Here is a 12,385-nt window from a genome sequence, read left to right on the forward strand (position 1 = left end):
GCCGGTGAACGCGATCTGCAGCGGCTGAGCCAGACGCGTGTGGGCCAGGACCCGTCGGTCAAAGGCCTGAACTTCTTCAACGCCACCGACCAGTCGCTGCTCAAAACCATGCAGCGAGGCGAATTCAACATCCACGGTTGGCGACGTGCCGATCTGCTCAAACACGTGCAGCTCACGCCTTCGGCGATGTCGCGTCAACTCAAGCGGCTGCGAATGCTGGGGTTGATCAAAAGTGTCACCCATACCTATCGCTATTACCTCACCCGATTGGGACGCGCAGCCATTGCCGCAGCGTGCTCGCTCACCCGATTCAACATCGTGCCGGCCATGGCTACTTCGCACTGAAGTCTTCGCGCGATTTGTCAAAACTTATCTGCTTAGAGACTAAGTTGAGATAGAGCGTGAGTTTGTGTAAAAGTGCGCAACGGACCACGCGAAAGAGGCGGGGCGAAGATAAGAAGCGATTGACCAGATTCGAGCCCGGACGGACTGCAGAAGATGCGTTTGGGCAAGCGCCGCGTGTTCCCCCGCGAAGAGATTCCACATCAAACAAACCGCTCCGTGTGCCGCCACGGAGACACTGTTGCGCGGTTCGCAACAGTGGCAACTGGTTGACGTCCCGTCGTGACGGGCTCTCGGCAGACGTCCGCTACAGTTCTCTCGAGAAAAATCCACAGAACCATAGCGGCCAGCATGTCAGAACCGATGGCGAATGCCGAGCATCACTATTTCTTGGGTACTGCCACCGGCATCTGCATACGTGTCAGAAATTACCGCCTGAGCGCTTCCGAAACCGTTCTTCCCGCTGGCATGTCCGTATCCGAATGACGCGTAAAGATCAGTCCGCTTGCTCAAAGAATAGTCGCCAGCCAACGTGACTTGATTGTACGTCGCAGCCGAGTCGCCATGAGATTTAAGATAGTCGTATCCTACTTGCATTTGGGCATACGGCGTCGCTTGCCACAATGCATAGACGGAGCCATTGGAAAATCGTTCTGCATTTCTAAATGTTGACGCTCCGTCTGCAATGTATTCGGAGTAGCTATAGTACCCACCGATCGTAACTGGACCTATTACATAGCTGGCTCCAGCGCGAGCAATATTGATAGCGCTCGCTGACGAGTAGGCTGAATTTACTACCGAGATGAAGTTGCCTCCGGCCGACGTCGTACCGCGGGTGGACAAGGTCGGATTGCCGTTGTCCGAGTGAAAATATCCCGCGGCTAGTTTTAATGGCCCGCGCTGATACGCCAGAGCGCCGCTATAAGACTGGCCAGAGCCAGTTGAGCCTGCGACTCCACCAAACGAATACATAGAGACAGCCTGAAACCCAGACCAGTTTGGGCTTGTCCATTTTATCGAATTGCTCACGTGTATGGAGCCATCGGCATTATCGACGTCGCCGGGCGCCGTGAAATAGTACAGGTATGCATTACCCTGAATGCTGAAGACCAGATCTGCGAGGGCGTCATACTGGCGCCCGACTGTAAGGGTTCCGAGGTTATCTGATTTCAGGCCGACGAAAGCCTTCCGGCCGAAAAGAAGACCTTTAGACATCGAGCCTGTGTTTGCATTGAAACCGTTCTCAAGCACGAATACCGTCTTCAATCCGTTGCCTAGATCTTCAGAGCCTCGAAGCCCCCATTTACTGACCGAGAATTGACCAGACTGTAGCTTGACTTGCGAAGCGTAACCGTCGTCGTTGTGTGTATATTGGATTGAATTGTCGATCGCGCCATAAAGTGTCACTGAGCTTTGCGCAAAGGCTTGCGAGCATGCGCCGACTGCGCCGGTTACGATTGTAGCGAGAACCTGTTTTTTCATTTCCAATTCCTTGTCGTTAAAAACGATGAAGCGCTTTCAAATTCGCGAAAAGCACATCGTGGTTCTATTTTTATAATGCTGAAAAGGCATCACACATGAGCTGTGCCGACACAACGGCCGGAACGGCTGTTGCCGATGCAAACGCGAAGTGCGGGAAGGTGTCGCATTCGATGCGCTCCAAGCGTCGGCGCAACTGTAGGAAACGACGGCAAATAAAAATAGTTCCGTTTTCTTATGAGCTTATAGATTTACCTTATCTACCTCGCCCGAACGGTGCCGGGTTGATCGCGTCAGGTTTTGTATCGGCCCCGCGCGGCGCTGGCTGGCGACCAGCTTTCGACGAATGCGTGCGGATTCCAAACGGGTCCGGGACCGCTCCCCGGCGGATCGCTCCAGAGTCGTTCGTGCCGATACGATGTGCCCGGCCAGAGCCGCTAGGCTCTCAGCGAGCGCGGGGCAAGATGAAGCCAAACATTGGGGTTCGGGACGGATAAACGGCCGTCGATCTCAGACTACATTCAACTGGGAGGGATATTGCGGTGTGATGGGAGCGAGGAAGGTCGTTCGACGTTATGGCCGATCGTGATCCCTTTGCCTCAGGTTCCATCAGGGTTGCGGCTGATGGGCCCACCGGCACGTAACTCATCGGCGGCGCCGCCTGCAATGACTTTGAGAATCTCGTCGTAGCATTGAGCCGCGAGTTGATGCTCGGCCCGCTGATGCCGATGGCGAACCAGCGCAATACGGCGTCGAACGACAGGATCGCTCAGTTGTGTGAGCGTCACATCGGCATTTTCCAAATCTCGCGCGTAGAGGCGCGGCATTATCCCCACCGCGAGACCGGCCTGAACAAGCCCGTAGAGCGAGGCAATCTGTTCGACGTGGTAGCGGGGGGACGCAGCAAGCGCGTGTTGGCGTAGCGCAGAGGCACTAAGAGTCGCAATGCTGCCTTGCCTGAAGTGCGCCACGTCTTCGCTTGCGAGAGCGCTCCATGGGACCGTCTTTTCCCGTGCAAATCGATGTTGCCGGTTGACGACGAGGACCAATTCGTCTGTCATGAGATGCTCAATCTCAAGATCATCAGCAGGCTCGTAGAGCACGGCCATAACAAAATCGAGTTCACCCGAGCGCACCTGACCGATCAATGTACCCGCCGTCCCGTCGCTGATGTGAAACTTTGCCGCGACGCCCGTGGCCTGAACATCCGCGACCGCGCGCGCGAGTATGTGCATGGTCGAAGGTGTAGCGCCAACTCGAACGCTTGCTCGGTGTCCTGAGACCGCGGCACGCATGTCGCCGAAAGAATGTTCCGCAGTGTGCAGCAAACGTTCGGCGTGGGGAAGAAGTTGCTTGCCGGCGGATGTCAACGTTACTTTGTGCGTCGTGCGTTCGAACAGTCGCACGTCGAGTTGCGTCTCAAGTTGTCGGATCGCCGCGCTTAGTGCGGGCTGGGTGATTGCCGCTGCGTCGGCCGTCCGGCTGAAACTGCCGAGCCTCGCTAGCGTTATAAAAAAATGAAGTTGCCGCAAGGAAACCGTTTCTCGGGATGACATGGCGAGCCTTGGTTATAGACAGAAATTATAAAATTATAAAATCAAATCATTTTTTTTATAAAGCGCTTTAATTTAAGCTTCGTCAATCGAGTCCACGTGCGCCGGCCCCGTCTCAATGACCAGCGTCGGTTCAGCACCGGCAACATCGACGCAAAACGTACATATTCGTGCGGAAGAACGAGGATCAACTGTGAAGCTCATATATCTGCTAGGGGTCATCCCCCCCGCCGCATTTTTTAGCGGCGGCCTGATCGCCCAACATGTTGATGAACTGGTTGGAGGTCTGCCGTTTCTCCTGATGTGGAACACGTTTTCCTTACTGCTTTCTTCGATGGTAATGCTCATCATTTTTTTGTCTGACGATACAAACCGCGAGGGGAAAGCAGAATGAATTCGGCTCTTTGGATCATTGGATTTTTTCTGGCGTTCGCATTGCTTGTAGGCATACGAGCCAAAGGCGGAAAGAAAATGGAACTCGAGCAATGGGCGGTGGGTGGAAGAGGCTTCGGCGCCGTACTTGTATTCCTTCTGATGGCCGGCGAAAACTACACCACTTTCACATTTCTCGGGGCAAGTGGCTACACCTACGGCAAAGGCGCCCCAGCTTTCTACATTCTTGCGTACGGTTGCCTCGCGTTTGTTATGTCCTACTGGATGATGGCTGCCGTATGGCGATATGCGAAGCAGAACAAGCTGGTCTCTTTTTCAGATTTCTTCGCGAGCAAATACGACAGCCGCACTTTGGGCGTTCTCGTATCTATCGTTTCTGCCTTTGGATTGAATGCGCTGCTGGTCATCCAATTGCGTGGACTAGGGGTAATCGTGGCAGAAGCTTCGTACGGAGCGATATCGCCGAGCCTTGCGATCTGGATCGGAGCAGTCACGATCGTGTCGTACGTGTTGATTTCTGGCATTGCGGGTTCGGCCCACATCTCGATCTTCAAGGATGCGATCATTCTCGTCCTAGCCGTTTTTCTTGGAATATATCTACCTTTCCATTACTACGGTGGATTTACGCGGATGTTCCAGCACATCCAAACGACCAGCCCGGGTTTCTTGCGTCTTCCGGCGAAAGGCCAAAGTCTTTCCTGGTATAACTCGACGATCTTTTTGATTGCAGTGGGGTACTACATGTATCCGCACACGCTGACTGCAGTATATTCCGCGAAAAGCGTTCAAGCGGTACGACGGAACGCGTATCTCATGCCTCTGTATCAAGTAGTCCTTCTGTTCATGTTCTTTGTCGGATTCGCCGCGATCACGCAGGTACCGGGGTTACACGGAAAAGACACGGACCTGGCATTGCTAAGACTCGTCAAGCAAACTTTCGCGCCCTGGTTTGTCGGCATCATCGGGGGAGCAGGATTGCTGACCGCTCTTGTCCCGGCGTCGATGATCCTTCTGAACGCGTCTGTGATTCTGGCAAAAAATGTATATCAGCAAGGATTCTCCCCCCGGGCAACCGAACAGCGCGTCGCGCTTGTCGCAAAGATCGCGTTGCCGCTGTTCGCGCTCCTCGCGGTATTCCAGGTACTACGCGGGGGAGGCACCCTTGTTGAATTAAGCATCTTTGCTTCCGGCATGTTGAGCCAGATGGTGCCTGCATTCTTATTCAGCTTGTTGCCGCGCCCGTTCGGAAACAAGTATGGCGCATTCGCGGGGATTGCGGTCGGCACCGCGGTGCTCGGTTACGTATCTTTAACGAATGTAACCCTTGCGGACTTGTTGCCCTCGTGGCCCGTGGCATTGGTCGACATAAACGTGGGACTGGTCGCGCTTTTGTTGAACGCATTTACGTTCTCAGCAGTGAGTCTATGCACGCGGCGACTTGCACAGACGTCATCGAAAGCGCTTATTTCCTAGGAAAACGCAGGGGTCTTTTCAAAGACCTTCCGACATCAAACTATGAGAGAAAACTAGTATGTCAACCAACGCCGCTGTTCGCATCGAGCACGATCTCCTCGGCGAACTGGCCATTCCTGAGTGTGCCTATTACGGAATTCACACTTCTCGGGCGCTTGATAATTTCCCGATCACGGGAATTCCGATTTCATCGATGCCGGACTTGGTCCGCGCCCTTGCGTCAGTCAAAGCAGCAGCAGCCTTGGCGAACAAGCAGTTGTCTCTCCTGCCGGATGATAAGGCGGACGCAATCGTTGAGGCCTGTTACGAAATCCGTGCAGGCAGATGGCATGAACAGTTTGTCGTCGACGTCATACAGGGAGGCGCGGGTACGTCTACCAACATGAATGCGAATGAAGTCATCGCAAATCGCGCACTTGAGTTAATGGGGTACTCACGAGGCACCTATGCGCGGCTCCACCCGAACGAACATGTGAACCTGTGTCAAAGTACAAATGATGTCTACCCGACAACCGTCAAGGTTGCCTTGTATGCCGCATCGACAGGGTTGGTGGAAGTGCTTCAGGCCCTGCGTAAATCCCTCGACCGGAAGGCGACGGAGTTCGCTGACATTCTGAAAATCGGTCGTACGCAGCTCCAGGATGCGGTCCCTATGACACTGGGGCAGGAATTTGCGGCTTTCTCGACGATGGTCGAAGACGATGAGCGCCGGCTGATCGAAGCGATGAAAGGGTTATGCGAGATCAATCTCGGTGCGACCGCGATCGGGACCGGTATCAATGCACATCCGGATTACTCCGCCCTGGTCTGTCAGCATTTGAGACGAATCACCGGCATGCCGCTGCTCACGGCGAAGAACCTCATCGCCGCCACTCAGGACGTGAGTGCATTTGTTGAGCTGTCTGGGGTGCTCAAACGTATTGCCCTGAAGCTGTCAAAAATCTGCAATGATCTCCGGCTGCTATCTTCCGGGCCTCGTGCAGGTCTCAATGAAATCGGTTTGCCGCCGGTGCAAGCTGGGTCGAGCATCATGCCGGGAAAGGTCAATCCGGTCATTCCCGAGGTGGTTAACCAGATTGCGTATGAAGTCATTGGAAACGATTTGACCGTGAGTTTCGCCGCAGAAAACGGACAGCTTCAGTTGAATGCTTTTGAACCGGTAATCGCAAATAGTCTGTTCAAAAGCATCAAACATCTCCGCGCGGGCTGTCTGACGCTTACATCTCGATGCATCGAAGGGATTACCGCAAACGTCGATGGGTTGAAGCGGACGGTTGAAAACTCCGTTGGTGTGGTGACGGCCCTTAGTCCGTTTATTGGTTATGCGAACGCCACCTTAATCGCGCGGGAAGCGTTGGATAGCGGACGAAGCGTCCATGAGCTCGTGTTGACGAAGGGCTTATTAAGTTCGACGGAGCTTGAGCGCATTCTTTGTCCGTCGGTTATGACGAGACCCAATCTGGTTGTTTGGAAAGGCGAGCGCAATGAGAACAGATGAATACAGAAACCCGGAAGCGGTGACGTCCACCCACTCCGATGACCCGGAAATAGTCAAAACTGAAACTGGATACGTGACGCTACCCATCGGCGAAGACGTGTATAGAACCTACGCTACGCTCATGGCGCTGCCGATCGTACAGCAGGCGCTGCGTGACATTCATGCAGACGACGCTCGAACCTTCGACGAGCAGAAAACCATCACAGAGATTCCGGCGCCGCCGTTCAAGGAGGCGCCGCGAGCCACGTTCTATCTTGGCCTGTTGAAAGCGGCGGGATTAGTCGATGCTTATCTTGACACTGAGGGTAATGTTATCGGCGTTCGAAGAGGTATCCCAGACGGCCCTACGCTGGTAGTTTCCGCGCACCTTGATACGGTTTTCCCAGTGGGAACTGATGTCACCGTAAAGGAGCGCGACGGACGCTATTTCGCGCCTGGACTCAGGGACGATGCGCGAGGACTCGCCGCACTCCTGTCTGTCGCCCGCGCTCTCTGTCGTAGCGATATAACGACGGTGGGCACGATTATGTTCGTGGGCACAGTTGGAGAAGAAGGCGCAGGAGACCTCCGGGGCGTCAAAGCTCTATTTCGTGAACACACTGGTATCGATGGGTTCGTCACCCTCGACTACGGACCGTCCGATGCGGTTGTTACACGAGCCACCGGAAGCCGTCGCTACGACGTTATTTTTCGTGGAAAGGAAGGGCACAGTTTTAATGCTTTTGGGCTACCGTCTGCAATCCACGCAATGGGCCGGGCAATTGCGCGGATCTCGTGTCTGGAAGTACCTCGCTTGCCCAAGACCAGCTTTAATGTCGGCACTGTGCGCGCCGGAACATCGGTAACGTCCATCGCCGGTGAGGCGAGAATGGGTCTTGACATTCGGTCGAACGATTCGAACGAACTGCTAAAGATCGAAAACACTATCGTGGCTGAAATTAAACAGGCCGTTAAAGAAGAAACGCTTCGCGACCCAGACCATCCGATCACGGTTGAGATGGTGCGGGTTGGCAACCGGCCCGCAGGGGCCAACCCGGACCAGGCGAAGATCATACAGGTGGCTCGACATGCGTCCCTGATGGCCGGAATACCGATCAGAGCACTCGTAGCCACGAGTACCGACGCGAACGTCCCGATTTCGCTGGGAATCCCAGCGATGATGATCGACCCCGGCGGCACTGGCGGCGGTGAGCATTCCCTGGGCGAATGGTACGACCCGACAGACGCTTACGTGGGAGCACAGCGGGCACTGCTGATCATCCTCGGTCTGGTCGGCATTCACGACTCTGCCGGGATCGACCTTGCCCCACTACTGGAGAGACGCTGTATCTGAGCTTGGCGTTGGCACTCCTCAGAAAGCAACTTTGACTGATTCTGCGCCCGCATCAAGCGGGTGCTTCTTATAGACCTCCTTTGATGCATACATCGGCGCGCTTACGCGTGTTCACGCTCTTTTCAGTCGGTTACGTTCTCTCCTACCTATACCGCGGGCTGAATCTGGGGCTCGCGCCTTACCTATCGAGTACATTCAGGTTCTCCACTGCTGAACTGGGAACAATAACCAGCGTTTATTTTCTCGGATTCGCGGGTGCTCAGATTCCGGCGGGCATGATGCTGGATCGTTTCGGGCCCCGCCGAGTGGAATCAGCGTTGTTGGCGGTCGCCGCCGTCGGAGCACTTATGTTCGCGATGGCAAACGGATTTGGCATGATGCTAGTCGGTAGACTTCTGATAGGAGTCGGGGTCTCAGTGTGCCTGGCTGCCGCGTTCAAAGCGCTCTCCGAGCAGTTTCCTCTGACGCAACTCCCTCTTCTTAACGGCATGGTCTCTGCAATCGGTGGATTGGGCGGTGTGTTTGTGGGGGCCCCGCTAACCAGCCTTCTTGAAGTGGTCTCCTGGCGCTCATTATTCTTCTCGCTTGCTGCGCTGACTGTGCTGACGGCTTTGACGATCTGGTTTGCGGTTCCTGACAAAGGAAAGGTAAGAACAGACCACGCAGTTGTTCCAAAAATCAACGATTCGTGGTCTATTTTCCGGAGCCGGGCTTTCTGGCGGCTTGCTGCATTCCCGGCGGCAACTCAGGGCGTGCTCTACGCCATACAATCACTCTGGGTCGGCCCGTATTTACGTGACGTAACCAGGCTCGATGCTGCGGCCTCGGGGAAAATCGTGTCGATCTTAAGTCTTTCATTGATGGCTGGATGTGCGACTCTTGGTGCTCTAGCGCGGGTGTTGAGTAAGCGAGCGGTTAGTATTCGCTCTCTTTGCAACGCTTGCATGTGCATCTTCGTGCTTGTTCAATTGCTGATTCTCAGTGAAGTTCATATTGCGAACTATGTTATCTGGGCAGTATATGGATTCTTCGGAGGTTCCGGCATACTCTGCTATACCGTATTCGCAGAGCGCGCACCGTCGGCGCTGATCGGGAGGCTAAACACGGCGATGACGCTGCTGATTTTCAGTACCACATTTCTGCTGCAGATCGCCATCGGGTGGATACTCAACTTTTGGCCAACGCATGGAGGCCAGTATCCCGCGATAGCCCACAAGGTTGTCTGGGTTGGACTAATTAGTTTTCAGGTGTTGTCCGCCATCGCGTTCATTCGTCCCGTGCGTCAATCGTTTTCTGAGGAAGCAGTGCCGCTCGGTTAACACTTCCGACAAGTTGTTGGATCTGTTTTGATGTTGGCCCTCGCGGCGTGGATGGCAACATTTAAATCCACGTTGGGCTGACAAAGAGTTCAACGCTGTGCCTTTAAGCTAAATTACGATCAAGGGGAGCCGCTTGCACATCAGACTTGCTAACGTCCGCATCGTTTCGCCGGCGTTGACCGTTCCTGAACCGCCCCGGGCCGGTTCATTCTTGCTACACGTGAACGCGAACGCGCTCCTCTTATCGCATTGCATGCCGGCTTCGCGACTTATAGTCGCGGATGAATCGACGACGCATATCGATCGCAGTCCGAGTATGAAATACGTCACACGTTTTGACACTCAACTTCTCGAATGATTACCTTGCGCGCCGATTGCTAACGATTGCGTGCTGGTGTCGACTGACCGTTTGTGGCCGAGAGCTGCCTGTCGCGCGCGTTCGCGACAGTAACACCAAAACGTACCATTTATTGTCGCTGCTGAGCTCCAAATTAGCGGTTTCCGCGCCTCTGAACGCAACATCTCTGTAGGTACCATTGAAACGGTGACTTATCTTTAAGTTAACTAATTTTCCTTAAAAATATTGGGGATCACTAATAAATGACAAGATGCTCTCCTCCGGCACATCCTTCCGCTATCCCGTATGGAAGCCTTATGGAAGCGCCAGACCTGAGCAGAAGCCGTGCTGGTCGCGTTGCGCGTGTTCAGGTTGGTTGCCGCGTCAGCCATGTACGCAGTTCAGCCCAACGTCGGCGCGTTAAGCCGTTGCTCGCGATTTCCTCGTCTAAGGTGACGGTACCCGCAGCAATCGCAGCCTTCAGTTGAGTGACGTTTTCGATTCCCGACGCGAGCAATAGCGCCCGCGTGCTCACCCGCAGTCCAGCAAAAGGTCCGAGCGCTGTGACATCACGGGTGACCCCGGCTTTGGCATGCTCGACCAATTGATCGGCGAGCGTGATCCAGTACGCCGGTGCGGCAATCATACGGTAGTAAAAACCGAGCGTCTTACGATGCTCGGGCTCAAGCAAGGCGGGGTCTTCCCGAGCACGCTGCGCAATGAGCGCGCAAACCATCTTGAATGACGACATCGAAGGTCGCAGGCAGGCGCGGTCGCCTGATGTCAAATGACACAAAGTCGTCCTCCCCCAAAGACCAGTTTATAAGGCGCAGCGGGCAGGTAAGCGGTAAGCCAGCGGCGTTGTATCCGGCAAGCGTGTGCGTCGGGACAATCTCCTCCATGTTCAACAGGATGGAGATTGGTCATGGTGGGGATGGTCGTAAAACAATCGCGTAAGGAAGTGGAATGGCGGCAGCGGCTGGCCCGGTTTGCCACGTGTGGTCAGCAGATCAAGTCGTTCTGCAAGGCGGAGTTGGTTTCGGAGGCGACGTTTTACCGCTGGCGCAAGCAGTTGGCCGAAAGAGGTGACGCGACGCCGGCAGTTGGCTTCGTCGACGTCGGCGTGATGTCATCGACGCCCGAAGCGCAGTCGATGACGCAGGATCAGTTAGCCAGTGCGGCGCTGGAAGTTCGCCTCGACCTGGGCGATGGCGTGGTCTTGCACATCGTGAGGCGCTGATGTTCTTTCCCGAAGGGCAAATCCGCGTGTTCGTGTACGGTCGGCCAGTCAGCATGCGCCTGTCCTACGATGGCTTGTATGCGCTGGCCAAACACACGATGCAGCAGGACCCACTGTCAGGCAATCTGTTCGCCTTCATCAACCGGCGCGCCAACCAAATCAAGGTCCTGTACTTCGATCGCAGCGGCTGGTGCGTGTGGGCGAAGCGACTTGAGAAAGGTTGTCTTCTGAGCAACTGGGACCATGTGAGTACGCGTGAAATGGACTGGACCGGCTTGAAACTTCTGCTCGAAGGAATCGAGCCAAAACGCGTGCGGCGGCGCTATCAAAAAACCGCGCCGGCGCCGCAAAATGTGAGCACAAACGCGGGCGCATAAAATACAATTTCTACATGCCATCCGATCTCGATTGCGCCCAACCCATACCTGCACAAGCGCCCGCGCTGACGCCTGCGCAGCTGGCCGATCTGGTCGGCAAACTGGAGCGCGAGAACATCAATTTGCGACGCCAGGTGGCCTGGTTTCAGCCTCAGATCTTCGGCCAGAAAAGCGAGAAGCGCCATCCTGATCCAGAAGGTGTTCAGGGTATTCTTGGCGTGGGTTTCGACGCCATTCCCGAGACGCCGCTGCCGGCTAAGAAAGCGGTGGTGGCCGGCCACGAGCGCGAGCGCAAGACCAAGCCGGTTGGCGCCGACGAATCGAGTTTGTTCTTCGATGAGAAGCGTGTGCCGGTGGAAGTGATTGCCGTCCCCAACCCGGACATGGAATTGCTCAAGCCCGATCAGTACGAAGTGATTGGCGAGAAAGTCACGCACCGCCTGGCGCAGCGTCCCGGCAGCTATGTCGTGCTCAAGTACGTGCGCCCCCTGATCAAGCGGAAAGACACGCAGGCGCTCTCGTGCCCGCCGGCCCCTGTCGGCGTGATCGAGGGCAGCCGAGCCGACGTCAGCTTCGTCGTTGGCATGGTGATCGACAAATTCGACTACCACTTGCCGCTGTACCGCCAGCACCGCCGACTCGATGATGCCGGGATCAAGGTCAGCCGGCCGTGGCTGACCCAACTGATGCAATCGAGCGTGGCGCTGCTCGAACCGGTCTACGATGCACAGCTCGATTCGATACGTGCCAGCCGTGTCAAGGCGATGGACGAAGTGCCGATCAAGGCCGGTCGGGCGAATCCGGGCAAGATGAAGACCACCTATTTCTGGCCGATCTACGGCGAGCGCGACGAGATTTGCTTCACGCACTCGCCAAGCCGCGCTGGCCAGCATGTGCGCGACATGCTCGGGCTGTCGCCGCCGGAGGACGCCGTGCTTCTAAGCGACGGCTACGCCGCCTATGCCAGTTACGCCAAACAGGTCGGGCTGACGCATGCGCAGTGCTGGGCGCACGCGCGCAGGGAGGTGTTCGAAGCAAAGG

Annotated in this window: 12 protein-coding genes; 9 read left to right on the forward strand and 3 right to left on the reverse strand. The window is 55.5% G+C overall.

The features are described 5' to 3' along the window. Positions 1–345, forward strand: a 345-nt coding sequence (locus tag BSU04_RS43205; RefSeq protein WP_144021535.1) for an ArsR family transcriptional regulator, incomplete at its 5' end; no start/stop codon positions are given. A gap of 351 nt (positions 346–696) precedes the next feature. Here BSU04_RS43205 and BSU04_RS43210 read toward each other — a convergent pair. Together BSU04_RS43210 and BSU04_RS43215 are read right to left on the reverse strand one after the other, a co-directional pair. Next, positions 697–1,824: a porin gene (locus BSU04_RS43210; protein ID WP_089166299.1), complete on the reverse strand. Its 1,128-nt coding sequence runs from the start codon at positions 1,822–1,824 to the stop codon at positions 697–699. 596 nt (positions 1,825–2,420) lie between these two features. Then, the gene (locus tag BSU04_RS43215) at positions 2,421–3,377 is read right to left on the reverse strand and encodes a LysR family transcriptional regulator (protein WP_089166300.1); all 957 of its coding nucleotides are present in this window, start codon (positions 3,375–3,377) and stop codon (positions 2,421–2,423) included. A gap of 115 nt (positions 3,378–3,492) precedes the next feature. Between BSU04_RS43215 and BSU04_RS43220 the strand changes: the two genes are divergently transcribed. The 5 genes from BSU04_RS43220 (at position 3,493) to BSU04_RS43240 (ending at position 9,390) form a co-directional block, all read left to right on the forward strand. After that, a complete protein-coding gene (locus BSU04_RS43220) occupies positions 3,493–3,768 on the forward strand; it encodes a DUF3311 domain-containing protein (RefSeq protein ID WP_144021536.1) in 276 nt (91 codons plus the stop codon). Beyond that, complete coding sequence (locus BSU04_RS43225) at positions 3,765–5,240, forward strand: sodium:solute symporter family protein (protein ID WP_089166302.1); 1,476 nt, start codon at positions 3,765–3,767, stop codon at positions 5,238–5,240. Before BSU04_RS43220 ends, BSU04_RS43225 begins: the two co-directional genes overlap by 4 nt. A 58-nt stretch (positions 5,241–5,298) precedes the next feature. After that, the gene (aspA, locus tag BSU04_RS43230; protein WP_089166303.1) at positions 5,299–6,738 is read left to right on the forward strand and encodes an aspartate ammonia-lyase; all 1,440 of its coding nucleotides are present in this window, start codon (positions 5,299–5,301) and stop codon (positions 6,736–6,738) included. Next, positions 6,725–8,071, forward strand: coding sequence for a M20/M25/M40 family metallo-hydrolase (locus BSU04_RS43235; RefSeq protein WP_089166304.1), 1,347 nt, complete (start codon positions 6,725–6,727; stop codon positions 8,069–8,071). Before aspA ends, BSU04_RS43235 begins: the two co-directional genes overlap by 14 nt. Before the next feature lie 83 nt (positions 8,072–8,154). After that, on the forward strand, positions 8,155–9,390 hold the full coding sequence (locus tag BSU04_RS43240; protein WP_089166305.1) for an MFS transporter: 1,236 nt from the start codon (positions 8,155–8,157) through the stop codon (positions 9,388–9,390). A 704-nt stretch (positions 9,391–10,094) separates the two neighbouring features. Here BSU04_RS43240 and BSU04_RS43245 read toward each other — a convergent pair. After that, positions 10,095–10,418, reverse strand: a complete 324-nt coding sequence (locus BSU04_RS43245) for a hypothetical protein (RefSeq protein ID WP_144021537.1) — start codon at positions 10,416–10,418, stop codon at positions 10,095–10,097. A gap of 234 nt (positions 10,419–10,652) precedes the next feature. Between BSU04_RS43245 and tnpA the strand changes: the two genes are divergently transcribed. From tnpA to BSU04_RS43260, 3 genes are all read left to right on the forward strand, one after another. Then, positions 10,653–10,967, forward strand: coding sequence for an IS66 family insertion sequence element accessory protein TnpA (tnpA, locus tag BSU04_RS43250; protein ID WP_089166307.1), 315 nt, complete (start codon positions 10,653–10,655; stop codon positions 10,965–10,967). After that, positions 10,967–11,344, forward strand: coding sequence for an IS66 family insertion sequence element accessory protein TnpB (gene tnpB, locus BSU04_RS43255; RefSeq protein ID WP_089166308.1), 378 nt, complete (start codon positions 10,967–10,969; stop codon positions 11,342–11,344). The genes tnpA and tnpB overlap by 1 nt, the downstream gene beginning before the upstream one ends. Before the next feature lie 14 nt (positions 11,345–11,358). Beyond that, the coding region (locus BSU04_RS43260) for an IS66 family transposase (RefSeq protein WP_144021538.1) at positions 11,359–12,385 on the forward strand (1,027 nt) is incomplete at its 3' end.

The sequence above is a fragment of the Caballeronia sordidicola genome (assembly GCF_002220365.1).
Classification (GTDB): Bacteria; Pseudomonadota; Gammaproteobacteria; order Burkholderiales; family Burkholderiaceae; genus Caballeronia; species Caballeronia sordidicola_C.